The sequence below is a fragment of the Arthrobacter sp. alpha11c genome (assembly GCF_054149985.1).
In genome coordinates this window covers 5,068,231-5,093,645 of sequence record NZ_CP196747.1, presented here as the reverse complement: position 1 = coordinate 5,093,645, position 25,415 = coordinate 5,068,231, and the positions used below count along the sequence as shown (strand labels likewise).

General features: G+C 62.0%; 14 protein-coding genes and 2 pseudogenes. 1 reads left to right on the top strand and 15 read right to left on the bottom strand.

Going from position 1 to position 25,415, the window contains the following annotated elements; all coding sequences use genetic code 11:
• Nucleotides 1–62: 62 nt before the first annotated feature.
• The gene (cpaB, locus tag ACTAQJ_RS23735) at nucleotides 63–854 is read left to right on the top strand and encodes a Flp pilus assembly protein CpaB (protein WP_498699851.1); all 792 of its coding nucleotides are present in this window, start codon (nucleotides 63–65) and stop codon (nucleotides 852–854) included.
• Between the two features lie 26 nt (nucleotides 855–880).
• Here cpaB and ACTAQJ_RS23730 read toward each other — a convergent pair whose 3' ends face one another.
• The 15 genes and pseudogenes from ACTAQJ_RS23730 to groL all read right to left on the bottom strand — a co-directional run bounded on the left by ACTAQJ_RS23730 (nucleotide 881) and on the right by groL (nucleotide 25,358).
• Complete coding sequence (locus tag ACTAQJ_RS23730; protein WP_498699849.1) at nucleotides 881–5,185, bottom strand: AAA family ATPase; 4,305 nt, start codon at nucleotides 5,183–5,185, stop codon at nucleotides 881–883.
• Nucleotides 5,186–5,313: 128 nt separating this feature from the next.
• On the bottom strand, nucleotides 5,314–6,903 hold the full coding sequence (gene guaA / locus ACTAQJ_RS23725) for a glutamine-hydrolyzing GMP synthase (RefSeq protein WP_431115879.1): 1,590 nt from the start codon (nucleotides 6,901–6,903) through the stop codon (nucleotides 5,314–5,316).
• Nucleotides 6,904–7,025: 122 nt separating this feature from the next.
• A complete protein-coding gene (locus ACTAQJ_RS23720) occupies nucleotides 7,026–7,526 on the bottom strand; it encodes a DUF3817 domain-containing protein (protein ID WP_431115880.1) in 501 nt (166 codons plus the stop codon).
• Complete coding sequence (locus ACTAQJ_RS23715; RefSeq protein WP_498699846.1) at nucleotides 7,526–8,407, bottom strand: SURF1 family protein; 882 nt, start codon at nucleotides 8,405–8,407, stop codon at nucleotides 7,526–7,528. Before ACTAQJ_RS23715 ends, ACTAQJ_RS23720 begins: the two co-directional genes overlap by 1 nt.
• A gap of 98 nt (nucleotides 8,408–8,505) precedes the next feature.
• Nucleotides 8,506–8,994 carry a PTS sugar transporter subunit IIA gene (locus ACTAQJ_RS23710; protein WP_431115882.1) on the bottom strand — a complete coding sequence of 163 codons (489 nt, stop codon included), beginning with the start codon at nucleotides 8,992–8,994 and terminating at the stop codon, nucleotides 8,506–8,508.
• Nucleotides 8,995–9,041: 47 nt separating this feature from the next.
• Nucleotides 9,042–10,796, bottom strand: a complete 1,755-nt coding sequence (locus tag ACTAQJ_RS23705) for a glycerol-3-phosphate dehydrogenase/oxidase (protein ID WP_477514895.1) — start codon at nucleotides 10,794–10,796, stop codon at nucleotides 9,042–9,044.
• Between the two features lie 72 nt (nucleotides 10,797–10,868).
• Nucleotides 10,869–12,005 (bottom strand): GuaB3 family IMP dehydrogenase-related protein, encoded by a 1,137-nt coding sequence (locus ACTAQJ_RS23700; protein ID WP_498699842.1) that lies wholly within the window; start codon nucleotides 12,003–12,005, stop codon nucleotides 10,869–10,871.
• Nucleotides 12,006–12,057: 52 nt separating this feature from the next.
• Complete coding sequence (locus ACTAQJ_RS23695) at nucleotides 12,058–13,947, bottom strand: ABC transporter ATP-binding protein (RefSeq protein ID WP_498699839.1); 1,890 nt, start codon at nucleotides 13,945–13,947, stop codon at nucleotides 12,058–12,060.
• Between the two features lie 104 nt (nucleotides 13,948–14,051).
• Nucleotides 14,052–15,563 carry an IMP dehydrogenase gene (guaB, locus tag ACTAQJ_RS23690; protein ID WP_223933862.1) on the bottom strand — a complete coding sequence of 504 codons (1,512 nt, stop codon included), beginning with the start codon at nucleotides 15,561–15,563 and terminating at the stop codon, nucleotides 14,052–14,054.
• Between the two features lie 256 nt (nucleotides 15,564–15,819).
• Nucleotides 15,820–17,914: pseudogene (locus ACTAQJ_RS23685) on the bottom strand (acyltransferase family protein).
• The gene (locus ACTAQJ_RS23680) at nucleotides 17,911–20,013 is read right to left on the bottom strand and encodes an acyltransferase family protein (RefSeq protein WP_498702248.1); all 2,103 of its coding nucleotides are present in this window, start codon (nucleotides 20,011–20,013) and stop codon (nucleotides 17,911–17,913) included. The pseudogene ACTAQJ_RS23685 and the gene ACTAQJ_RS23680 overlap by 4 nt, the downstream one beginning before the upstream one ends.
• 168 nt (nucleotides 20,014–20,181) lie before the next feature.
• A complete protein-coding gene (locus tag ACTAQJ_RS23675; protein WP_498699837.1) occupies nucleotides 20,182–21,291 on the bottom strand; it encodes a flavin-containing monooxygenase in 1,110 nt (369 codons plus the stop codon).
• Nucleotides 21,292–21,326: 35 nt separating this feature from the next.
• A complete protein-coding gene (locus tag ACTAQJ_RS23670) occupies nucleotides 21,327–21,683 on the bottom strand; it encodes a hypothetical protein (RefSeq protein WP_498699835.1) in 357 nt (118 codons plus the stop codon).
• Nucleotides 21,684–21,857: 174 nt separating this feature from the next.
• Nucleotides 21,858–23,531: a helix-turn-helix transcriptional regulator gene (locus ACTAQJ_RS23665; RefSeq protein WP_498699834.1), complete on the bottom strand. Its 1,674-nt coding sequence runs from the start codon at nucleotides 23,529–23,531 to the stop codon at nucleotides 21,858–21,860.
• A 212-nt stretch (nucleotides 23,532–23,743) separates the two neighbouring features.
• Nucleotides 23,744–25,358 (bottom strand): annotated as a pseudogene (gene groL / locus ACTAQJ_RS23660) (chaperonin GroEL).
• Nucleotides 25,359–25,415: the final 57 nt, after the last annotated feature.

Here is a 25,415-nt window from a genome sequence, read left to right as displayed (position 1 = left end):
CTTTTCCACATAGGGCACCCGGCCGCTGTTGGGCGGCCGAGCCCGGTGGCTAACGTGGCGTCATGCCACTAAAGTCAACCATTTCGCCACTCCCCGGCCGCGAACACCCCACTCCGCTTGCCAGGGGCCGTGGTCGCTCCCGGAACAAGCCCACCAGCACGGCTGGCTCTTTCCTCCCCCGGAAGCAGGGGCCACATCGCCAAGTGAGACTGGGCCCCAGACAGAGCCTGAACTTCTGGGTCTCCCGGAATCGTCGGCTGACAGTTGCACTGCTGCTCTGCCTGGCCACTGGCATTACTGTCCAACAGCTAACCCCTGCCTCTGAGCAGCGGGTCAGCATTCTCGTCGCTGCCCATGACCTCGCAGCAGGCACCAGCCTCACCGAAGCTGACTTCACCACTGTTGCGGTGCCGCCCGACCTCGCGATTTCCGGAGCCCTGGAGGATCACGTTTCGCTGGTGGGACGCCAGCTGGCTTCGCCCTTGACCAAAGGGCAGATTCCCACTGAATCCAATCTTTTGGGGCCGGGACTTCTCACCGGTGCACCCGTAGGCTCAGCTGCGGTCCCCCTTCGCATGGCTGACCCTTCATCCATCCAGCTTCTGTCCCCGGGACAGCTGGTGAATGTAGTACTTACCGCCGCCGGATCATACGACGAGTCCCGGCAAACCGAAGTCCTGGCCGCCTCCGTCCCTGTCCTATGGACATCCGCCCAAGGGGGTAAACCCGGCCAATGGCTCGGAACCAGCGACACCGACGGCTTGATGGTAGTGGCTGCAGATCCTCCACAAGCAGAAAAGCTTGCCGGCGCATCAACGCAAGGCAAGCTTTTCTTTGTTTTGGTCAATCCCTAATGCAGGGCCTGGATTCCATGACCCAATCAGCCCCAATGCGGGGGCTTCTGCTCCTTCAACCACTGCTCATGGTCATAGTTGCCTTCGTCGCCCCAACGCCGGGGATCGTCTTCAGCGGCCTTGGTAGGCAAGATTCCACCGGAGGCTTGCTTCGCCGCTGGTGTCTTTGACTCTGCCTTCTCTTCAGCGTTTTCGGCGCCCACAGCTGCGGTCTGTTCGTCAGAGCCGCTTTCGTTGCCGGTTCCCTGTGCATTCACTGGTACTTCAGTCCCATCCTCTGGATCACTGGGGGTTGGATTGCTGGCTTCTGCGTTGCTTGGTTCGCCATCCGCCCCCCTCCGCCTGTTCACATCTGCCTGTCCGGGTTGCTGGGATTCCAGCGATGCCTGGGCACTTCCCGGGCTTTGCCGATGCGAAGCCCGGGTTGCGGAGGAACTGCTGTACGAGGAGCTGCTGTACGAGGAAATCCCATACGAGGAGCTGGCATACGAGGAACCTGCATTGTCCAGATTCAATTGTTCAACATCCATGTCCAGGAAGCCATGCTCCGCTGGCGGGGCGGCCTGGGGAACATGGTTCTCAAGTCCCAAATATGACCCGATTCGATCTGCGCAGGACGAAGGATCCGTGAACACTTCAATGGTCCACAGGGACATGTAACGCCAGCCCATGCGTTCGAGCAGTTGGGGCCTCAGACGGCTGCGTTCACGGACACTCATGCGCCGGTAACGTTCCGTGCCATCGGACTCGATTGCCACTGGCGTGGGAATCTCGGCGCCTTCCCGTCCAATCGTGTGGATGGGATCGGCGGCGGCGGCAATGTCCAGGACACCGTCGTAAAGGTGCCACACGCGGGCACCCCTGGCCCGCAACCTCTCGCCGAGATCGGCAACCAGAGGGTCCTCCCCCAAGGCCTGTTCGCTGGCAACGGCGCGCGAGGCAGGAGTTCCAAGGTTGCTGTTCCCGGACAGTTCCCTGTCCAGCAGTTCGTAAAAGTCCACAGCTCCGTGCGCCAGGCGATCCAGATCCAGATCTTCCGGGCGGAAGCAGCTCAGGACGTGCATGGAACGGCGGGCGCGGGTCATTGCCAAGGCAAAGCGGTTTCGTCCGCCCTCGGTTGACAGGGGTCCGAACGAGTGCAAGGCGCGGCCATGAGGTGTCCGGCCGTAGCCCAGAGAGAAAATTACATGGTCACGCACCAGTCCTTGGGCTCGCTCGAGGTCCACTACGCGGAAGGACTCAGGGCCAGCTCCGAAGAAAGCGGACAACAGGGGGTGGTTGGGCAATTGAAGCCGGATAGCCTCGCCAATCCGCGCAGCGTGGCGCAGGCTGGCCGTGACCACAGCCAACGAGGTTCGGGGCCGCAATCTGGCGTGCTCGAAGACAAGGTCTACCACGCGGTTGACCTCCGCCGTAACGGACTCAACGCCCTCATGGTCGGCGCCCGGGAGTCCGGTTCCATCGGGGATGTACTCCACCAGGATCGAACGATCCAGGCCCGTCACCGAACTGCCGTCGGGCAAACGCCGGAGGCCGCCGTCGTAGTAGTTCTTGCTCAACTGCAGGATCAGGTCCTCATCGACCGCCCGGTAAACCCAGTTCAGCTGCCAGGTGGGCAGGACGCGTGCCAGGGCCTTGAACGCACTGTCCACGGTCTCGTGGCTGGCCACTCCCGCCACAGGAGGCTCCACGGCCACGCTGAAGGTGCGGGCATTCGCGATCTTCGCATCACCGAAGGCTATGACTTGCCGGGCTCGCGCAATCGCCGGAAGGACGGCCTGAAGCGACGTCGATTCGGCATCGATGATGATCACGGCGTCAAACTTCTGCTCCGCGGGAAGAACTCCCGTCAACAGGTAGGGGCTCACAGACCACACCGGAACAAGCATGGGTACGAGGTCAGGAGCCTGCGCACTCAAAGCCGGGAGAGTCACCCGACCATCCTTGAGCAGGGCACGAAGCAACTCAGCCTGCCGAGGGTGCTCCACTATCCCCTCGCCCCATTTCCGGGCCAACTGCCACCGCAAACGCGCAGCACCACTGGCAATGTGGGCTTGGTCCGCAAGGCGGTACTCGGCTTCAAGACGGCGGAGGGAGTCGCCGTCGGACATGGCGAGGTAGTCGTCACCACTGATCATTGCTTCCAAGGCAGACTGCCACCAGGCGAGGTCCAGCTCGGCTGCGACCGAAGCGGCCGGCACTTCACGGGCAGCCAGGTCAGCGAGCAGCTCGCCGAGTCCGTGCTCGCGCATCTCCTCAATCAGGAGCGTGCGCTCCGGGAGTGTTTCAAGCGTTGCTGTGTCCGCTACGAGCTTTTCGAGCCGCTCCATGAGTTCCAGGTACGGAGTCTGGTGGAGCGGACCACCGGCAGAGGTGTGCTTGAGCGCCTCACCCAGGCGGCGAAGCTCGCCATCCAGTTCGCGATACAAGGACCCGAGGTCAGCGAGCCCGGACGGCACCGCTGGGTGGCGCTGGGTGGTGGCATAGCCTGCCCACAGGGCACGCTGCTCCTGGACGAGGACCAGGGAGCTGTGCAGGTCCGCTATGTGAACGCCCGGCCGCACATATTCCTTTGCCACGCGCCGCAGCCTCGAACGCTGCATGGAGGGCATCTCCAGATTGCGCTCCCGTCGCCACGCAGAGCTTGCAGTTGCAGAGATGAGGTCATGCACCGGGCGATCGAAAATGTCCGGAGTGAACTTGTCCAGGCTTTCGCGCACGGCAATCAGCAATTCAAGCTGTGCGCCCCACTCAGTGAAGGTGTCCGCCAAACGGATCTCGGCGTGATCCGAAACCTGCTTCATACGCTCGCGCAGGACGGGAAGTTTCTCCTCGGCGATGCGGGCAAGCTGTTGGGCCTCTTCTGTCTCCTTGCGGGTTACGAGGCGGGCACCATACCAAGGGCTGGAGGTGGAAGCCCGGCTAAAGCTCCCCAGCTCGGCAGCACGACGCAAGCGGCCAGCCAGTTCTTCACGGTCCTTGATGTTGTCCAGCACGCTGCGCTTGAGGCGCACTGTGGTGGACGGCGCCGGGTGGATGGACGTCAATTCGGCCAACGATTGCATAGCCTGGTACGGCGAGCAGCCCCAACGTTCGCGGACGTTGTGGAGCGAGGCAACATGGTCCATCAAGGCATGCCGGTGTCCGATCAGCGTCTGATGGAGGTTCCCAAGCTGCGGTTCCAGCGCCTTTTCATTGCGCATGATGGCACGGACCAGCTGGCCCTTGAGCTGCTGTGGTGTGGTGCCGTTGCCCGGACGGAACAACATCGAATCCAGGCCCAGCGACTCCAGGTGCCCAGAAAGTCCCGCCAGGCTGGACTGCCGGTCCCCCACCACGAGGACGGATTTGCCTTCGCTGACCAAGGCGCCAATCGCATTGATTGCCGTCTGGGTCTGGCCGCTGCCTGGTGGGGTGCTGACAACCAGCGAATCTCCTGCGCGGACAGCGTCCACCACATACTGTTGGTCCGTGTCAGCATCGAGCAAAAGTAGTTCGTCTGCCGGGTCGCGTTCATCGAGGCTGGCGAACCGCCCCGCTTTGATGGGTTCGGGCTCGATCTCACCACCATTGGCAGCGGTAGCCAGGGCAGCCACGGTGGGGTTGTTCATGTTGATCCACGGATCGTCCAGGTTTCCCGAAAGATCAGCCAAAGTGGTCACAAGCAAGTTGAATTCAACCTCGGCGCCGTGAATGGGCTGAACCAGGGTAGCCAGGCGATCCAGGACGGGCTGGGGGTCAAGCCTGGCCGTGTTGTAGGCCATGCGGGCTACTGCATTGACGTCGAAGACGATGCCATGGACGGTCTTCAGATGACGCACCAACGCCGGGTTCATGCGTGCTTGCTCGGTGAGCTGCAGCTCGAAATCGTCCTCGCCCGGGCGAACAGTCAGGACAATGGAGGTCAGCATGACAGGGGCCGATACCCGCTGGGGTTTGCCACCTACGGCTGAAGTCCACACCACCGTGCCCGCGGAGAGGTACCCGGCCTCGATACCCCGATCATTGCTGAGCTCAAAAATTTTGGACCGGATGTTGCGTGCAGCCCGTGCCGCCACCAGATATTGCTGCCGGTCGCGGATAAGCGTGGACAGCCTCGTTCTACGCCCCGCCAGCAGCTGCGCGAGGCCCGAGGGATGTGCGTTGCTGAGATCGATGGCGCCTTCGGGCGTCTTCACGAAACGCAGCATCGTGTCCGCCCCTGTAACGGGCTTAAGTCCGGACAGCCATTTCCGGAGCTCTTCGGAGCCCTCTTCCTGGCCTTGACCTAATGACACAACTGCTGCCTTCTTTTCTGTACTAGCTTTAGACGCCTTGGACCATACCGGCATACTTTCGAGGGTAGCGGGAATACTCCTTCAGCCCGCTCCGCAACACTGTGCCAATGCGAAATTCGCCGTCATTTCACAGCCGAAAGAATAGTGGCCGGCCTCCCAGAGGAGGCCGGCCACTCAAAATGCTATTCCCACTCGATGGTTCCCGGCGGCTTGCTGGTGACGTCCAGCACCACGCGGTTAACTCCATCCACTTCGTTGGTGATGCGGTTGGAGATGCGGGCCAGGAGGTCGTACGGCAAGCGCGACCAGTCGGCCGTCATTGCGTCCTCGGACGATACCGGACGGAGAACGATCGGGTGGCCGTAGGTGCGGCCATCGCCCTGGACGCCGACGCTGCGGACATCAGCCAACAGAACCACCGGCATCTGCCAAACATCGTTGTCCAAGCCGGCCGCGGTCAACTCGGCACGGGCAATCGCGTCAGCCTTGCGAAGCAGGTCAAGGCGCTCCTTGGTGACTTCACCGACGATGCGGATACCGAGGCCAGGGCCGGGGAACGGCTGGCGGCCGACGATTTCCTGAGGCAGGCCCAGCTGGGCACCCACCGCGCGGACTTCGTCCTTGAACAGGGCGCGCAGCGGCTCAACGAGTTCGAACTGCAGGTCCTCGGGAAGCCCACCCACGTTGTGGTGGCTCTTGATGTTCGCAGCGCCCTCGCCGCCGCCGGACTCGACGACGTCCGGGTACAGCGTGCCCTGGACCAGGAACTTGATCTTCTCCCCCTCGGCAGCTGCCTGGGCGATGATGGCCCGCTCCGCTTCCTCGAAGGCACGGATGAATTCCCGGCCAATGATCTTGCGCTTGGTCTCGGGATCGCTGACTCCGGCCAACGCAGACTGGAAGCGCTCTTGCTCGTTGGCAACATACAGATTGACGCCCGTAGCAGCGACGAAGTCGCGTTCAACCTGTTCTGCTTCGCCTTCGCGAAGGAGACCGTGATCCACGAAGACACACGTCAGCTGGTCGCCAACGGCCCTCTGGACCAGGGCTGCGGCAACGGCAGAATCCACGCCGCCGGAAAGACCGCAGATGACCTTGGAATCACCGATCTGCTGGCGGATACGTTCCACCTGCTCTTCGAGGATATTTCCCGTGGTCCAGTTGGGGCTGAGACCAGCGCCCTTGAACAGGAAGTTCTCCAGGACGTGCTGGCCGTGCACGGAGTGCTTGACCTCCGGGTGCCACTGCACACCGTAGAGGCGCTTTTCCTCGTTGGCAAAGGCGGCTACCGGGGCGCCGGCCGTCGTGGCCAGCACTTCGAAACCCTCGGGAGCTTCCTGGACGGAGTCGCCGTGGCTCATCCAGGTGTTCTGTGAGGAGGGCACACCGTCAAGAATCGAGCGGGCATCGCCAACCACCAGTGCTTCGGTGGCGCCGTACTCCCGGAGGCCCGTCTCGGCCACCTTGCCGCCCAGCGCGTTGGCCATTGCCTGGAAGCCGTAGCAGATACCAAAAACGGGTACCCCGGCTTCAAAAAGGTCCGCTCCGACGCGCGGAGCACCTTCTGCGTAGACGCTGGAAGGTCCGCCGGAAAGGATGATGGCTGCCGGGTTTTTGGCCAGAAGCTGCTCGGTGGTGAAGGTATGCGGAACAATTTCCGAATACACATTCGCTTCGCGGACGCGGCGGGCAATCAGCTGCGCGTACTGGGCACCGTAGTCAACAACCAGCACCGGCTTCTGGGAAGTCTGGGGTGCGGTGGGAGTAGTCACCAACCAAGACTACTTTGCCGGGCCGCCCCGGTGCACGTTGGCAGTGGCCCGAAGAGGTCAATTACGGGCTGGTCGTTAGGCATCTCACACCCTGACGCCTGCTGGCCTGGCCCTGGCCGCGGCTAGTAGCGCTTTGAGGCCTGCGGGTTGGCTGCCAGTTCCGCTTCAACCTGGGCATGGAACTTCTTCTCCACGATGAACGACATCAGGGGTACCACACCGCCCAGGGCCAACAGGACCAGCTTGGAGAAAGGCCAGCGCATGAGCGACCACAACCGGAAGTTGGAGACCAGGTAGACCACGTACATCCAGCCGTGGACGATCAATACAGTGGTGGAGATATTGAAGCCGCCGATCACGCCCTTGGGCTCAGACTCAGCGAATCCGAAGCCGAAGGGCTTACCCGTGACGGCATCCGTGCCACCGGCAAAGAGCGATACGCCGAAACCGTAACGGGCAATCAGTTCCGCGCAGAGCAGCAGAAGCATGGCACCGGTCAGGTAGGCCATGACTTTGTAGAACTTCAGCGCCGAACGGATTTGGGCTTCCGTTCCGCCAAACCTGCGCTTCTTCGGCTTGGGTCCGGACTGCTCGGGCTGGATGGCCGGCTTGGGCTCAATCATTACTGCACCTTTTGTTCTGGCCCAGGTTGCTGGGGTTCAGGGCTTGTCGGTTGGTTGGGGTGGACTTTGTCATCGTCGAAGCCGCCGTCGAATCCGTCGTCGTGAGTGTCGAACTCGTCGTCTTCGAGGCCGCGACGGTAGTCGTCTGCCACCATCCGCCACCAGATGTACAGTGCGAATCCTGCGAAGACCACCCACTCAACTGAATAGAAGAGGTTCAGCCAGTTGACCTGTTGTTCCGGCGGCTGCGCCGGGATATTGAGGGCCTTTACCGCGTCATCGGCGGCGACGGGAACACCACCAGCTACTTCGGATGTTGCGGCAATGAAGCCCTGGTAGCTGGAGACGTCCCAGATGTTGATGAGTTCGGCAACGGCCACCGCCGACGCCCGGTCTGGACCGGCGTCGACGTTTGGCACCGGCGCTTCAGACGGAAGCAGGCGGCCGGTCAGCGTGATGGTGCCCGACGGCGGCGGACCGGCTTGGGCGGCGTCCGCCACCCAGCCCCGGGCTACTGGAATCCAGGTTTTGGGCGAGGCGGCGACACCGCTCAGTTTGGGAGCATTGTCCACCGCGAAGCCCGAGACAATCCAGAATCCCTTCTGGCCGTTGTACAGGCGGCCCTCAACCAGGACCTGCTTGGCGGGATCGTAGGACCCGGTGGCGCTAACCATCTGGTCCGAAACAGAACCGGGGAAAAACTGCCCCGGCTGCAGGACGTCCACCAGGGGCTTGACCTCTTCAATGCTGGGGGAAACGGGAGCTTCGTGCTGGGTGGACCGGCTGAGCTGCCACTGGCTGAGCAGCACAAACACCGCGGACAAGAGAAGCGCAAAGACGAGTCCTGCGATCCAGCGGGGTTTCAGCGCGGTTTTCAACACCCCTTAACCGTACTTCGTCCGGCTGTAGAACAACGAAACGAACGGTAGGAACCTTAGCCCTGAACGCGTCCGTGGGCGCCATTCTCAATGTTCGAATCTCAGTGGTCGAAGAACACCAGGCTGGAGTTGATGAGTTCGGAAATGACCTCGGTATCGTGCGCCCGGCGCAGGGACTCCCGGAATGACTCTTTGGAGAGCGAGCGCGCCAAAGTAGCCAGGACTTCCAGATGGTCCGAGAAGGAGCTGGCCGGCGTGGCGATGAGCAGGATCAGCGTGGCGGGACCGTCAGTGGCACCGAAATCCAGGGCATGGCCGAACTTGGTGACGCCCACGGCTATGGAAATCCGGTCTACGAATTCACTCCGCGCATGCGGCAGTCCAATGCCACCGGGAAGCCCGGTAGCCAGCTGGTGTTCCCTGGAATGGACCTGCTCCAGGAAGCCCTCAAGGTTGGAAATCCGACCAGCCGTGTGAAGCCGTTCCGCGAGTTGGGCCGCAGCGTCGATTTTGTCCTCGGCAACGAGTTCCAGGATGACGGTGTCCGGCGTAGTAAGTTCCGCGTCATACCGGTCAAGTGGTTCAGCCAAGTCGTGTTCCCTCCAGTGTGGCCTTCCGGCCGCAGGTCCTGTGTTGCTCAGCGAAGGGGAACGATGTCATCGACTCCCATGCGCGCGGCGTCAGCCGATTCGTCGTCGGGTTGTTGCTGGCTAAGCCGCTCAGCTTCGACCCGGGCCAGATAGTGCTTGATTTCGCTTTCCCGCTGTGTTTCGCTCCAGCCAAGGATTTCTCCCATCAGCTTAGCCACTACAGGCACTGCTGACACACCCCGGTCCCACGCTTCGATCGAGATCCGGGTGCGGCGCGTCAAAACGTCGTGAACATGACGGGCGCCCTCATGGGTGGTGGCGTAGACAACCTCCGCGGCAAGGTAATCATCAGCCCCGGGAAGCGGTTCCCCGAGCCCGGGTTGCGCAGCGATGAGATCAAGCACTTCCGAGGCCATGGACCCGTAGCGGTTGAGCAGGTGTTCCACGCGGGCAACGTGGACGCCGGCTTCTTCCGCGGAGCGGGCGCGGCGGTTCCAGGCGGCTTTGAACCCCTCCGCACCGAGCAATGGGATCGTTTCGGTGCAGCTGGAGGGAACTCGTTCATCCATCGCCCGGGTGGCCTCATCAACGGCATCCTTGGCCATGACACGGTAGGTGGTGAATTTACCACCGGCCACCACCACCAGGCCTGGCACCGGATGAGCCACGACGTGTTCGCGGGAGAGTTTGGCGGTGGAGTCGTTTTCGCCTGCAAGAAGCGGGCGGAGCCCAGCGTAGACGCCTTCTACGTCCTCACGGGTGAGGGGCCGCTTGAGGACCTTGTTGACGCGCTCCAGGACGTAGTCAATATCCTTGCTGGACGCGGCGGGGTGCGCCTTGTCCAGTTTCCAGTCCGTGTCCGTAGTCCCGATGATCCAGTGGCGGCCCCAGGGGATCACGAAGAGCACCGACTTCTCCGTGCGCAGAATCAGCCCAACGGTGGATTGGAACCTGTCCCGCGGTACCACAAGGTGGATGCCCTTGGATGCCCTGACTTTGAGCTGTCCCCGGTCCGTAACCATGGCCTGGGTTTCGTCCGTCCAGACTCCCGTGGCATTGACTACCTGCTTGGCACGCACTTCGAAGACGCTGCCGTCTTCCTGGTTTTCCAGCTTGGCGCCCACCACGCGTTCGCCTTCCCGGAGGAAGTCCACCACACGCACCCTGTTCACAGCATGGGCACCATAGTGGGCTGCGGTCCGCACAACGTTGACCACCAAACGGGCGTCGTCCACTTGGGCATCGTAGTAGCGGATGGAACCAACGAAGGCATCGTCCTTGAGGCTGGGAGCCGCCCTGAGGGTGCCGCGCCTGAAGAGGTGCTTGTGCATGGGAACCCCGCGGCTGTGCCCGGAAGTGAGGCCCAGGGTGTCGTAAAGCATGATTCCCGCGCCCACATAGGGGCGCTCCCAGAACCTACGGGTCAGCGGGTAGAGGAAAGGGACAGGACGGACCAGATGGGGTGCGATCTGCTGGATCAGCAACCCGCGTTCCTGCAGTGCCTCCTGGACCAGCCCGAAATCAAGCATTTCAAGGTACCGGAGGCCACCATGGATGAGCTTGGACGAGCGCGACGATGTCCCTGAGGCCCAGTCCCGCGCCTCGACGATGCCGACTGTAAGGCCGCGGGTCACCGCATCCAGGGCTGCTCCAGCCCCCACCACGCCTCCGCCGACAATCAGGATGTCCAGCTGTTTGCCGGCTTGGGCAGTGGCTTTCAGGACTTCAATGGATGCGGCACGGGATTCCGGGCTTAATGCTCCCGGAGAATTCACCTGCGGACCGCCTGCGACATTGCTCATCGGACCCCTCCTCAAACGCAACAGCTGGTAGTCCCCTACCCTACTTGTTGCCCGGTCCGATTGGCAGAAGTCCTAGTTGCCAGAATATGGGGATACTACGACGTCCACGCGCTGGAACTCCTTGAGGTCGGAGTACCCTGTGGTCGCCATGGACCGGCGCAGTGCGCCAATGAGGTTGGACGTGCCGTCGGTGTGGTGCCCCGGCCCGAAAAGGACTTCCTCCAGGGATCCGACCGTGCCAACGTTGACGCGATCGCCGCGGGGCGATTCGAGGTGGTGCGCTTCCGGACCCCAGTGCCAGCCGCGGCCCGGAGCTTCTTCCGCGCGCGCCAAGGCGCTGCCCAGCATAACTGCATCCGCTCCCATGGCAATGGCCTTGACGATGTCGCCCGACCTGCCCATGCCGCCGTCGGCAATGACATGGACATAACGCCCACCGGACTCATCCATGTAGTCGCGGCGGGCCGCAGTGACGTCTGAAATAGCCGATGCCATGGGCGAATGAATACCCAGCGCACGGCGCGTGGTGGTGGTAGCACCCCCACCGAAGCCAACCAGGACGCCTGCGGCACCCGTGCGCATGAGGTGCAGGGCCGGTGTGTATCCAGCCGCTCCACCAACGATCACAGGGACATCGAGTTCGTAGATGAACTGTTTAAGGTTCAGTGGCTCATGATTCTTGGACACGTGCTCCGCGGAGACGGTGGTTCCACGAATGACGAAAATATCGACGCCGGCGGCCACCACGGTCTTGTAGTGTTCCTGGGTGCGCTGTGGGGTCAAGGAGCCGGCCACGGTGACGCCTGCGGCGCGGATCTCGGCCAGGCGGGAGCTGATGAGCTCTGGCTGGATGGGCGCCTGGTACAGGTCCTGCATCCGGTGGGTGACGGCCGGGCTGCTGGTTTCGTTGGCCAAGCCGGCGATCTCGTCGAGCACCTTCTGTGGGTTTTCGTACCGGGTCCAGAGGCCTTCAAGGTCCAGGACGCCAAGACCACCCAGACGGCCCAAGGTAATGGCCGTGTCCGGCGACATCACAGAGTCCATGGGGGCGGCAATCACCGGCATATCGAACTTATAGGCGTCGATCTGCCAGGAGACAGAGACGTCCTTCGGGTCACGCGTCCGACGATTCGGAACGATCGCGATGTCATCCAGGGAGTAGGCACGACGCCCACGCTTGCCACGGCCAATCTCAATCTCATAAGTCACTGCTCGAGTTTATCCCACCAAGGCCAAGCCACCGTTTTGTTCCAAGCTGCTCCTAAGGGGTGTTCTGGCTGGTCTCCTCCACGGTGAGCTGGGATTCGAACATCCGGAAGTACCGGCCCCTCAACGCCACAAGCTCCTTGTGGGTCCCCTGTTCGGCAATCCGCCCATCCTCCAGCATGTACACAACGTCTGCCTTTTCGATGGTGGCCAGCCGGTGGCTGATGGCAATGATGGTGCTGTTGCGGTCGGCGAAAAGGCGGGTGAAGATCCGGTGCTCAGCCAAAGCATCGATGGCCGACGTTGGTTCGTCCATGACCATGAAGGAGGCATCCCGGTAGAAGTTCCGGGCCATGGCAAGCCGCTGCCATTGCCCGCCGGAGAGGCCGCTCCCCTTGCGCCCGCGGGGATCCTCCATCCAATTGCTCACATGGTTTTCCAGGCCGTTGGGCAGCTTGTTGATGAACTCCATGGCCTCGGCGTCTGAGGCCGCCCTTCGGATGCGTTGCTCGTCCCGGGGTTGATCGACATCGCCCAGATAGATGTTCTCCGCCGCGGTGGCGAATTCATACTTCAGGAACTCCTGGCTCAGGACCGCCAGGTGCCGGTGCCAACTGGTCACGTCGATACCGGTGAGATCGACGCCGTCGAGCATTACTTGGCCTGAATCCGGCCGGTACAGACCGGCCAGGATCCGGATCAGTGTGGACTTTCCGGCGCCGTTCTCACCAACTATGGCAATGTGCTGGCCCGCCCTGATGGTCAGGGATATGCCCTTGATAACCTCAATGTCACTCCCCGTATAGCTGAACCGGATGTCCCGCATTTCCACGACGGAAGGCGATTTCACCAAGGGAGGCTCGTGGCCGCTGGGCACGGGAAGCGCCATGAACAGCTCGTAGTCTTTGAGGTTGGCAAGGTCTTCGTCGATGGAACTCAGTGACGAGACCAGGTTGTTGGCGGTGGACAGAGCCCGGCTGACGATCTGTTGGATGTAGAGGAACTGCCCTACCGGCTGCGCCCTGGCAATGATTTGTCCCACCACCCAAATCAAGGACACAACTTCGGCCCCATACTGCAGGGCGTCCGCTGCGAGTTGCTTGGGGATGTAGCGCTTCTGGAAGTCCAGCCGCCTGCGCTCGTCAGCGTCCCGAAGCCGGGACCTCAGATCCATCAAATAGCCCACGATTCCGTAGAGCCGCATCTCGGCAATGTGCTGGGGCCGCAGGAGGTTGGTCTCAATCATTCGCCGTTGCCGCCGGGAATCCACCTGGGTATTCCAATGGGCTATTTGCTCTCGGGAGAGTTTGAACTGCAGGTAGACGCTCGGGACGATGGCGATAAGGACAATGACGGCGATCCACCAACTGACCAACAGCAGCGCACCGACTGCCAGGATGACCGACACCAACTGAGTAAAGATGGCCGCGATCCTGTCCAGGACCCGCGCATAGGAATCGGAGAATCGCTTGGCGCGATCGTAGAGGTCCACCGTTTCTTTGTCGTCATAGCGCCAGAACTCCAGTGCCAGGAAGCGCTCATACATCATGTCGCCGACGATTGCGCCCACTTTGAAGCTCATCAGTTGCTGGATGTAGCGATCGACGCTGCTGAAGGCGCCCCAAAACAGTCCCAGCGCCGCAGTGATGATGACGTACAAAATCGCCCGTGGACCGGCGTCGGGATCTCCCGCGTAACCGGCGGCCAAGGCCGTGGTGGTCAGCGCGGCGAAGTAGGTGGTTACCAGCGGCAGCGTTGCCGAAATCAGGGAGCCAGCCACTTTCATGATGACTGCAACCGGTGATGCCTTGAAACTCACTTTCAGGACCTGCCCGACGGCGCGTGCGTACGGCCGGAGGGCAAGCTTGCGGGGCGCTTTGCCGGGTTGGACTGAGTTCAGCCGGACTGACTCCGGGTGCCGCGGTTGTGCGGGCTTTTCGGACATGCCCCCAGCCTATTCCTCCCCGCCGACATTTCCGTTTGCGGCCCTTAAACAGCTGTTCCCCATGGAGGCTTCCACGGGGAACAGCTGGGAGGAACTGATGGTGATCAGCGGGAACCGTAGTTGGGTGCCTCCACCGTCATCTGGATATCGTGCGGGTGCGATTCCTTCAGGCCGGCAGGAGTGATCCGGACGAACTTGCCGCGTGCCTTGAGCTCGGCAATCGTGGGGGCGCCTGTGTAGAACATGGTCTGGCGAAGGCCACCGACCAACTGGTAGGCCACGGATGCCAGCGGACCACGGAACGCGACGCGGCCTTCGATGCCTTCCGGGATGAGCTTGTCATCGCCGGAGACGTCAGCCTGGAAATAGCGGTCCTTGGAGTAGGACGTGTTCTTTCCACGGGACTGCATGGCGCCCAGGGAGCCCATGCCGCGGTAGCTCTTGAACTGCTTGCCATTGACGAAGATGAGCTCGCCGGGAGACTCTTCACAACCAGCCAGCAATGAGCCCAGCATCACAGTGTCAGCGCCGGCAACGAGTGCCTTGCCGATATCACCCGAGTACTGGAGTCCGCCGTCGGCAATCAACGGCACGCCGGCCGGAATGGCAGCCTTCGCGGATTCGTAGATGGCCGTGATTTGCGGAACGCCGACGCCGGCTACAACACGGGTGGTGCAGATGGAGCCTGGGCCCACACCGACCTTGATGCCATCGGCACCGGCGTCAATCAGGGCCTGGGCGCCTTCACGGGTGGCAGCCTGGCCACCAATGATGTCCACGTGGGCAGCAATCGGGTCCGACTTCAGTCGCCGGATCATGTCCAGCACGCCCTGCGAGTGGCCGTTGGCGGTGTCCACGAAGAGTGCGTCCACCCCGGCGTCGATGAGCTTCATGGCGCGCTCCCAACCGTCGCCGAAGAAGCCGATTGCAGCACCTACGCGCAGCCGGCCTTCGTCGTCCTTGGTGGCCAGCGGGTACTGCTCTGCCTTGGTGAAGTCCTTGGTGGTGATGAGGCCCTTGAGGCGGCCCTGCTCGTCAACCAGGGGGAGCTTCTCGATCTTGTTGGTAGCCAGCTTGTGCGAGGCTTCCTCGCGGCTGATGCCCACATGGCCGGTGATGAGCGGCATCTTGGTCATGGCATCGCTGACGCTGCGCAGCGGAAATTCAGATTCCGGAATGAACCGGGTGTCGCGGTTGGTAACGATGCCCAGCAGGCGGCCGTCGGTGTCCACCACGGGAAGCCCGGAGACGCGGTAGCGCGAACATAGCTCGTCCAATTCCTGCAGCGTGGCCTGCGGGCCAATCGTCAGCGGGTTGGTGATCATGCCGGATTCGCTGCGCTTGACGCGGTCCACATGCTCAGCCTGGTCATCGATGGACAGGTTGCGGTGCACTACGCCCAGACCACCCTGGCGGGCCATGGCGATGGCCATGCGGGACTCCGTGACGGTGTCCATGGCAGCGGACAGCAACGGCGTCTGCACCGTGATGCGCTTGGAGATGCGTGAGGACGTGTCTGCATCGGAGGGGATGACATCGGTGTGTCCGGGGAGGAGCAGGACGTCGTCGTACGTCAGGCCTACGAAGCCAAAGGGATCGTGTTCGGGCTGGGTCATGAGTGCGGCCTCTTACCTGGGTTCTGGGGGCTTTAACTGGTAGGGGTTGCAACTGATGACCAGCCCGTCATTACGGGACTGGCCTGTGCATAAAATACGGGCCTGTGCATGAGGTACTGCAAGGCAAAGGTGCTTCGGGTATTGAATAAATAGTAGAACCTTCGCGGCGATCGCCATATTCCGCGACGCCTGAGTGTGAGCAATAGCACTGGCGGCAGGCCGGCGTCGTGCGTTCCAGCTCCCGCGGGTGGCGGGGCTAGCGCTCTGACCAGCCCGTCGCGGCGAGCAGCCGCTCCTCGAACATCGGAATCATGCTCTGGACATAGGTCTTGGTGAGGTGGTTGTCGTCCTTGTAGACGTACACATTGCCCACCACTGCCGGACACGTTCCCCGCTCACAGATGAAGTCGCTCATGTCCATCAGGTACAACCGGTCCACCTTGCCCGCGTAATCGTCCAGGGGCGAGGATGCAGCGAGGGAATCTTCCAGCGGAGGGTTGCAGTCGGGCGAATCAGGGCCCTTCTTCTGCACGCACTCGGGCATGTTGATGCTGAACCTCGGGTTGTCGCGGACGCCCACGACGTCGATTCCTGCGTCCGTGAACGGCTTGATGCCTTCCAAATAGCCGGGCACTTCGGTCTCGAAGGGGGCCGTGACATGAGTCAGAGACGCCACAGTGAACACTGCATCGGGCTTGTGTTCCATGACGTAAGCGGCACTTGCCTTGTTAAAAGTCGTTGCAGTCGCTGGTGCGCTCAGGAGAGTTGGCACCGAACCGGCAGTTCCCCTTCAGCAGAGTGACCACTTCCCAACCGTGCTCCTTGGCGATAGGGCCCAGGGCGGCCATGTACTGCTGGGCATGGGAATCACCCAGGACCACGATCCTCTTGGTCACTACCTCAGGTTCATCATTCTGGAGGCAACCCTGCAGCAACGGATCTGACGGGACGTTCGCGCCAGTACACAAGCCGTCGATGTCCGCCCATTCATCCTTCATGGCGGCCGGTGCCGGAATGATCATCGCCTCAGGCGTCGGTTGGCCCGCGAACTCAGGCGTCAGCGCTGCGGCACCGGGCGTCAGTTCCTTGGGCTGATCCGCAATCGCCACGCTTTCGGCGGCGATGGCACCCTGCCAGGCAGTCATCGGCAGCGCCAGCAGCGCACCGCAGGAAACAACGACGACGGCGGCCCGCCAGGACCGTGCGTCCGGCCACTGCCAGCGGCGCATGGGCACCTCGACATACCGTGTGGTTGCAACGGCCAAGATCATGGATACCGCCATGATGCCCAGGCCCTGCAGGAGGTTGGGGCTTGTGGTCTCCGTGACGAGCAGGAAGAACACCAAGACAGGCCAGTGCCACAAGTACAAGGCATAGGAATTGTTGCCTACCAGGACCAGGGGCTTTGAGCTGAGCACGCGGTCCGCACCAAAGCGGCTGTTGCTCTGGCCGGCGACGATAACCGCCGCGGCTGCGAGCGTGGGCCAGAGGGCCACGAATCCCGGGAAGGAACGGTCGACCGTCAGGATCAACCCACACGAGAGCATGGCGGCCAGCCCTGCCCAACCCAGGAATACCCGAAGCCGCCGTCCCGGTTTGAGATACGGGAGAGCCAGCGCCAGCAGGGAACCCAGCGCAAATTCCCACAGCCTTGTCCGGGTATCGAAATACGCATACGCCTGGTTGTTGGCCGTCTGGTCGATGGAATAGACCAGCGAGGCCACAAAGACCAGGCCGAACGCCATGAACAGCAGCTGCCGGTGTTCCATGGCCTTCCGGCTTGGGAACAGCTTTGCCAGTTGCGGCTGCAGCAGAGCCACCGCCGCGAAAATCAGCGGCCACAGGATAAAGACCTGGCCCTGGACGGACAGGGACCAAAAGTGTTGAAGGGGACTCGCTCCGGAGTGGTCCTGGGCATAGTAATCAACGGCAGAGTCCGCAAGCTGCCAGTTCTGCCGGTACAGCAGGGAGGCCCAAGCCTCGGCGAGCACATCCGGCCACCGGCTCTGCGGGACAAAGGCCCACGTTGCGGTCAGAACCGCCAACAAGACAACGACGACGGCGGGCAGCAGCCGCTTGAACACGTGGAGCCAGTGTTGCAGGAGCCTCAGGGGCTTGTGGTTTTCGAGCTTCCGCGTAAAGGACAGGGTCAGCAGGAAGGCCGAGATGAGCAAAAAGACGTCGACGCCACCGGACACCCGGCCGAGCCAAATGTGGTAGGCCGCCACCATCAACACAGCCAGGGCACGCAGGCCTTGGACCTCCGGGCGGAAGGTGCGTTCCGCCGTCGTGGGCCTCTCTGTGGTGGGGTTGCCACCCAAAGGTGCAGTTGCTTTCACGTTCTCGCTCATCGCTCCCACCCCGTCGCGGCAAACCACCTTTCATCGAACATCTCACCCATGCTGGTGACGTAGGTCTTGGACAAGTGGTTATCGTCCAGGTAGACGAACACATTTCCTATGACGCTGGGGCACTGGGCACCGTTGCAGAGGAGATCTGTCATATCCAGGAACGCAGCATTTCCAAACTTTCCCTGCTCGGCCGCGAAGGGGCTCTCGGCGGCCAGGACGTCATGCAGGTCAGACTTGCAGTCAGGGCTGTCCACGCCCTTGGACAGGGCACACTCGGTGACGTTGTGGTCATAGCGTGGGTTGTCACGGATGGCCACCACCTGGATGCCGAGGTCGTTGAAGTTGGTGACGGACTGTTCAAAGCCGTACACCAACTCCTCATCCGGTGATGAGGGGGCCGCCTTGGTGCCCACCATGAACACGGAATCCGGGGTGTGGGCTGCCACGTACTTGAATGCGGCCGAGTTGAAATCGTTGCAGTGCTGGTCAGCGTCAGGGTTCTCCGGCATGAACGGGCATCCGCCCAACAGGAGGGCCGTGACCTTCCAGTGCTCAGCTTCAGCGAGGGGACCGAGCGCGGCCAGCCACTGCTGGGCATGGGAGTCGCCCAGGACCACAATGCTCTTGGTGGCGTCATCGCCCACGCCGTTTTGCTGGCAGTTCTCCTGCAGTGTCTTGTCTTCCGGCTTGGACGCTCCCTCGCATGTCCCACCCAGGTGTGCCCAGTCCTCAGGTAGCTGCTCCGCCGTCGGGAGCGTCTTGGCATCCTGGCCGACCTGGTCCACATATCCGGGCAGGAGGGCATGTGCTCCCGGGTTGTCGTTGAAGGCCTGCGTATCAGCGGCCTTCTGGTCCAGATACTGCTTGTACTGGAAGCCGAGCAACGGCGTGCACGCCACGGCCAGGCAAACGGCGATGGAGATGGCTGCACGGCGACGCTTCACCTCGGGCCACTTCCACTCCCGGAATGGCTTCTCCACATACTTCGTGGTCAGGAACGCCAGGATCAGTGCCAACGCCACAATCGCGGTGCCGGAAAGCCAACCCGCATGATCCTTACCGCTCCAAGCCAAGGCGATCACCAGGATGGGCCAGTGCCAGAGATAGAGGGCATAGGAGTTATCGCCAAGCCGGACCAGGAATTTGGAGCTCAGAATCCGATCCACGCCGAAGCGGCTACCAGTCTGTCCCGCTGCAATCACTGCAACGGCAGCCAGGGTTGGCCAGAGCGCAACAAAGCCTGGAAACGCCGTCTGGACCTGCAGCAGGATGCCGCAGCTGAGCATGGCAGCCACGCCGATCCACCCCATCACCACGCGGACAGGTTTGGAAAAATCCAAGGCAGGCAAGATCAAGGCAACAAGTGTTCCGAGGGCAAACTCCCATAGCCGGGCGAAGGTGTCGAAGTAAGCGACGGCCTGGTTGTTGGCTGTAAAGATGATGGAGTACGTCAGGGAAACGACGAAGATGAGCGCAAAAACGTAGGCGAGCGACGCCCGGTATCGGAGATCGAATTTGCGGCAGATGACCGCCATCACGGCGAAGATCACCGGCCAGAGAATGAATACCTGGCCCTGGATGGAAAGCGACCAGAAGTGCTGCACAGGACTGGCCAGGCTGTGGTCCGTTGCGTAGTAGTTGACCGCAAGAGTCTGCAGGAGCCAATTCTCGTAGTAGAAGAGTGAGGCCCACGCCTGATTGACCACTTCCACCCAGCGGGTGGGAGGCAGGAAAGCAAAAGTAGCAGCCAGTGTTCCGAAGAGGACCACCACCACTGCCGGGAGCAGGCGCCTGAACAGGTGCAACCAGTGCCGCAGCAAGTCCATCGGGCGCCGCTGTTTGAAGCGGCTGGTGAACTGAAGAGTCATGAGGAAGGCCGAGATCAGCAGGAAGACATCAACCCCGCCTGATACCCGCCCGATCCAGATGTGGTAACTCACAACCATGAGGACAGCGAGGGAGCGGAGGCCCTGGATTTCGGGTCGGAATGTGGACTTTACAACGGGACCGGTAGCCCGCCTGTTGGGACGGGCGGGCGGTCGGATCGTTGATGTAGTCACGTTAGGCAGTTCCTCAAGGCTATTGCACAAAGCATCCATCATACGCTGTTCCAGGCGCCAACCCCAGTCGGGCCGGCCTGTGGAACCGCCTTACGAGTCTCTATTAGCTCAGGTTGGACTATGCATTTGCAAAGATGAAACTGTGCGTTGCCTGTGCCAAGGCACTCTGTTTAAATGCCGTTTGAACGCCGTCTGAACGCCAGAGCGCTAGGTCAAAGCCGGTCGACGCTCAGCTGTTGGCTGCCGGTCCGCCGTGATCCGGCGTGCCAGATAACGGGCGTCGCGGCCAACTCCTGGAAGCGTTGCCGACACTGCCGCGAACAGGAACTCCTGGCCGACGAAATAGAGTCCAGGGACAGATTCCACTACTCCCCTCTTGTGGGCCGGCGTCCCCTCTCCGTCCTGGTAAGGGAGCTTCAGCCACGAGTAGTCCTCCCGATATCCGGTACACCAAATGACGTTCGCCGCGTCCAAGGTCCGGCCCTCTTCCAGCACCGGTTTACCGTGCTTTACGCCGGCTATCCTCGGCAGCAGTTCCACCTTCGCGTCACGAAGATCCTTGGTACGTGTTCGGATCAACGGTGCTGCCATCATCTTGAATGCCGGCGCCACCTTCCGGCCAACCGGGGTGTTAAGGGTCAGGAGGTGAAGGCCTGCGAACCGGATCACAGGCAGGACAAACCGGGCTGCAGCGCGTCCATGGCGAACAGGGAGTTCGCCACTGGCTTTGCCTGCCAGCAAGGTGGTGTGGGTCCTGCTGGCTTCAAGGGCAATCTCCGCGCCGGAATTGCCGAGCCCTACCACCAGTACTGGTCCAGGTTGGAGTTGCCCGGGGTTTTTGTAGTCCTGCGAGTGAAGCTGCACGATGCCGGGATCCAGCTCATTCGCAAATGCCGGCCGTTTGGGCAGGCGATATCCACCGGTGGCAACCACTACATTGTTGGCGCTCCAGGAGCGATCATCGGAGCTCACAAGAAAGCGATCACCTTGTTGCGTCACCCCGTCAACACGGACTCCGTGGACCATGGGAAGACTGAACCGCCGAGCATATTCTTCGAGGTAGTCCGCCAGCTCATCCTTACTGGGAAATGCCAGGGGGTCCCCCGGGAAACGAGCGCCCGGCAAACCGTCGTACTTGGCCGGTGTGAAGAGACGAAGCGAATCCCACCGCTGGCGCCACGAATCGCCGGTCCTGGCGTTCTCGTCAAGGATGACGAAATTGTGGTGCCCTTTTGCCAGCCAATAGCCGAGCGCCAAGCCGGCTTGGCCACCGCCCACGATCACGGTATCCACCTGTGGGTCACTAGCATTTTTCATGGCTTTTCCTTTCTCGTTACTGGTCCAACGCGGGGTCACTTATGGCCTATGGCAGCGGCTGACATGGGCCTTAAGTGACCCCGCGTTGCTGGAGGTTCAGTTGCTGGGGTTTCAGTAGCTGGGGTTTCAGCGGGAGCCTTCCGGTACCGGAGGCACCACACCAACATCAGTGCCGACGTCACCACGTAGAAGGAGTGCAGCAGCCACACTGGTCCCGCCGGAAGGTCGAAGACGTAGAAGGAGTGCACGGCGTTGGCGACGTTGGTCAGGGTGATGTTGCTCAAGCTGTAGGAGGCCAGGTCCTTGGTGCGGACTGCCTTGAACAACATGGGCAGCATGCTGGATGCAAAGAGCACGGTGGATACGGTGCCGGCGAGCAGTGGAATGTTCATAAACCCAAGCTATGAGTCCGGCGCCCTCTGCCGCGTCGGCCAAATGACGCATTCCGCTGGAATGGGCATGGGTATTTATGCGCATCCCGGGGAGTGATAGAGCGTTCGGGAAAACCCCGCAGGATGTGAGAGTGAGAGAGGATCGGGAGAAAAGCTTTGGGATGTGAGAGAACATCAGTTGGTCAAATGGTGTTCGAAGGCGTATCTGGTCGCAGCAACCCTGGAGGGCAAGGAAAGTTTGCTGAGGATGTTGCTGACATGCCGGGCAACGGTTTTTTCGCTCAGGTACAGTTCCCGCGCAATCGACTTGTTGGCTTTTCCGTCAGCGACAAGCCGCAGGACTTCCAGTTCACGGGCCGTCAGTTCACGGGCAGCGAGCACACCGGCAGTCAGCGTGGAACCAATCCTGACACCTCCCGCCACCTCCGCTCCCGCACTTAGCCCCAGCACCTCCGTCACGGCGGGCGCTGCTTCGAGTTCAGCGAACTCGGCTATAGCTGCTTCGAATTCCATGGCGGCGGAGTCGGGATCGCCCAGTTCCGAACACGCGCGGCCCGTCAACACCCTGCATCTGGCGGCGCCATAAGGTGCCTCGAGGCTGTACCAGAGCCGCCACGCCTTTCTGGAGGCCACGAGCGCATCCGCGGCGTTGCCTTCTGCGAGCAGGACCTGGGCTTCCGCCTGCGCCGCAAGCGCATGTTCCAAGGGCCTGCCCGTGTCCAGGACCGGGGCCGCGAGTTCGTCAGCCGCCGCCCGTGCCGCCTGAAGGTCACCGGCAGCAAGCTCAACATCGACGACGGCGGGAAGCAACCGCCGTCGGTTGGCGGGGTCCGAGCCTGAGACGGCCCGGCGCAACATGGTTTGGGCTTGGGACACTTTTTGCTGGCCTGCGAGCACCAGCGCGAGCCCCGGGAGAGCTTCGAAGCCGGTCTCTGCAGCCTTGGCATACGCCGCGCTGGCCTCATCAAACCGGCCCTTCAAACGCAGAATCTCGCCCTGCAGATACCACGCACCCCAGGTCGCTTCAGGATCGCCGCGGCGCGAACGGTCCTGGGCAATGTGGACCGCAGCCATGGCCTCATCCCAGGCGCCGTGGAGGATGAACAGCTCTGCCCTGTGGGACTGGCATTGCCCACTGAACATCACCATGTCCGGCCGGTCCCCGCACCAGCGTTCCAAAGCAGCCGTCCATTCATGCGCACGCTGGACGTCGAAGGCCAGGCGGCAGCTGCCGATAACGGCGCAGTAGATGATGCCCGAAGGGATGGGCGCGACCTCCCCTGCCGTGACGGAAACCATGACTTCGTCCAGGAGCTCCAAGCCCTTATCCGGGAATCCAAGGGTGACGCTGGCTGTGCCCAGGCCCAGCTGTCCAAGGGCCATCAGGTCCTTGTCGTGGAACCGCTCCCCCACCGCCAGGGCGCGGCCAAAGAGTTCATTGCTTGCTTCAGGATTTCCTCCGTACAAGGCTCCCAGCGCCGACGGAATCAGGAGGTAGCCTTCAGCTTCGGTGGGCTCGTCCAGTTCTTCCACTAAATGTTTTGCCCGGGACATCCATCCCGAGCTGCGGGCCGGCTCCCCGATGTCCATCAGGAACAGGACCAGCCAGGTTGCACAGCGGGCGGCGGCAGCCATGTCTCCTACTGTGAGGTACTCATCGTGCGCCCGTGCCAGGTAGGCGACGCCTTCGGAGTCCTTGCCCAACAGCATGGCCACTGAGGCCGCGACTTCGATGTCCTGGGGTGGCAATCCGCCCTCGGCGTCTGCCCGGGCAAGGCAGTCCATTGCATCGCCCCAGCGGTGCTCGGAGAACGCCGAGCGTCCCAGATCCAAGGCTGTAACCGGCATAGTCCACACTCATTCTGCGACCGGGAGCAACCCGGTTGGCGCACCCAAGCGGCCGTATTAGCGTCAGGGTACCGCCGCCGTCGTTAGCCCACAATGGGTCCACGCATCCTTGGCAAGCTGTGTGGGTTCCTGACCTTCTTTGATGCCGGGAGCCGCAAGAGGGCACAAAAAAGCCCTGGCCACGAGTGACCAGGGCTTTTTCGAACAGGGCGTTAGTGCTTGTGGCCTGCGTGTGCGTCTTCTTCCTCAACCGGCTTTTCGGCAACCAGGGTCTCGGTGGTGAGAACCAGGGCAGCGATGGAAGCAGCGTTGCGGAGCGCGGAGCGGGTGACCTTGACGGGGTCGATCACGCCGGCGGCGATCAGGTCCTCGTACTCGCCGGACTTGGCGTTGAAGCCGTGGTTGGCTTCGAGTTCGGAAACCTTGGAAACGACGACGAAGCCGTCGAAGCCGGCGTTCTGCGCGATCCAGCGCAGCGGCTGGATCAAGGCACGGCGGACGATGCCAACAGCTGCTGCTGCGTCACCTTCCAGGGCCTTGACGGCCGGGGACTCATCCAGTGCCTTGAGGGCGTGGATGAGGGCGGAACCGCCACCGGAAACGATGCCTTCTTCAAGGGCTGCACGCGTGGAGGAAACGGCGTCCTCGATGCGGTGCTTCTTTTCCTTCAGCTCAACCTCGGTGGCTGCGCCAACCTTGATAACGCCGATGCCGCCAGCCAGCTTGGCAAGGCGCTCCTGCAGCTTCTCGCGGTCCCAGTCGGAGTCCGTGCGGGTGAGCTCGGCACGCAGCTGGGCCACGCGGTCGGCAACATCCTGCTCGGTTCCGGCGCCATCAACGATGGTGGTGTTGTCCTTGGTGACCGTGATGCGGCGTGCCGTACCCAGTACCTCAAGGCCAACGGTGTCCAACGAGAGGCCAAGGTCCGGAGAAACAACCTGGGCGCCCGTGAGCGTAGCGATGTCCTGCAGCATGGCCTTGCGGCGGTCGCCGAAGCCCGGAGCCTTGACGGCCACAACGTTCAGCGTGCCGCGGATGCGGTTGACGATCAGCGTGGACAGGGCTTCGCCTTCGATGTCCTCGGCGATGATGAACAGCGGCTTGGAGGCCTGCAGCGCCTTCTCCAGCAACGGCAGGAAGTCCTGCAGCGAAGAGATCTTCCCCTGGTTGATCAGGATCAAGGCGTCTTCGAGGACAGCTTCCTGGCGTTCTGCGTCAGTGACGAAGTACGGGGAAAGGTAGCCCTTGTCGAACTGCATGCCTTCGGTGAGGACGAGTTCGGTCTGGGTGGTGGAGGATTCTTCGATGGTGATAACGCCATCTTTGCCCACCTTGCCGAACGCCTCGGCCAGCAGTTCGCCGATTTCGTCGCTCTGTGCGGAGATAGCGGCAACGTTGGCAACCTGGGTGCCCTGCACTTCGCTTGCGTTCTCCAGGAGGCGGGCTGCGATGGCTTCAATGGAAACCTCGATGCCACGCTTGATCTCGCCAGGAGCGGCACCAGCAGCAACGTTGCGCAGGCCTTCCTTGACCAGAGCCTGTGCCAGCACCGTAGCGGTGGTGGTGCCGTCGCCAGCGACGTCGTTGGTCTTGGTGGCTACTTCCTTGGCCAGCTGCGCACCAAGGTTCTCGTAGGGGTCGTCAAGCTCAACTTCGCGGGCGATCGTCACGCCATCGTTGGTGATCGTGGGAGCGCCCCACTTCTTGTCCAGCACGACGTTGCGGCCGCGCGGGCCAAGCGTCACCTTGACAGTGTTGGCGAGCTTGTCGATACCGGCCTCAAGAGACCGGCGGGCAGCATCGTTAAAAAGCAAGCTGCTTTGCCATGGTTGTGTCCTTTCAAGACAGAAAACCCGCACCGCAGAAGGTCGGAATGATTCCAAC

Coding starts and splice junctions, on each gene's coding strand:
- ACTAQJ_RS23680 (WP_498702248.1), bottom strand. CDS start 20,013: ATGGATGCTTTGTGCAATAGCCTTGAGGAACTGCCTAACGTGACTACA.
- ACTAQJ_RS23670 (WP_498699835.1), bottom strand. CDS start 21,683: ATGAACATTCCACTGCTCGCCGGCACCGTATCCACCGTGCTCTTTGCA.
- guaB (WP_223933862.1), bottom strand. CDS start 15,563: ATGACCCAGCCCGAACACGATCCCTTTGGCTTCGTAGGCCTGACGTAC.
- ACTAQJ_RS23705 (WP_477514895.1), bottom strand. CDS start 10,796: ATGAGCAATGTCGCAGGCGGTCCGCAGGTGAATTCTCCGGGAGCATTA.
- ACTAQJ_RS23675 (WP_498699837.1), bottom strand. CDS start 21,291: ATGAAAAATGCTAGTGACCCACAGGTGGATACCGTGATCGTGGGCGGT.
- ACTAQJ_RS23665 (WP_498699834.1), bottom strand. CDS start 23,531: ATGCCGGTTACAGCCTTGGATCTGGGACGCTCGGCGTTCTCCGAGCAC.
- ACTAQJ_RS23730 (WP_498699849.1), bottom strand. CDS start 5,185: ATGCCGGTATGGTCCAAGGCGTCTAAAGCTAGTACAGAAAAGAAGGCA.
- ACTAQJ_RS23695 (WP_498699839.1), bottom strand. CDS start 13,947: ATGTCCGAAAAGCCCGCACAACCGCGGCACCCGGAGTCAGTCCGGCTG.
- ACTAQJ_RS23720 (WP_431115880.1), bottom strand. CDS start 7,526: ATGATTGAGCCCAAGCCGGCCATCCAGCCCGAGCAGTCCGGACCCAAG.
- cpaB (WP_498699851.1), top strand. CDS start 63: ATGCCACTAAAGTCAACCATTTCGCCACTCCCCGGCCGCGAACACCCC.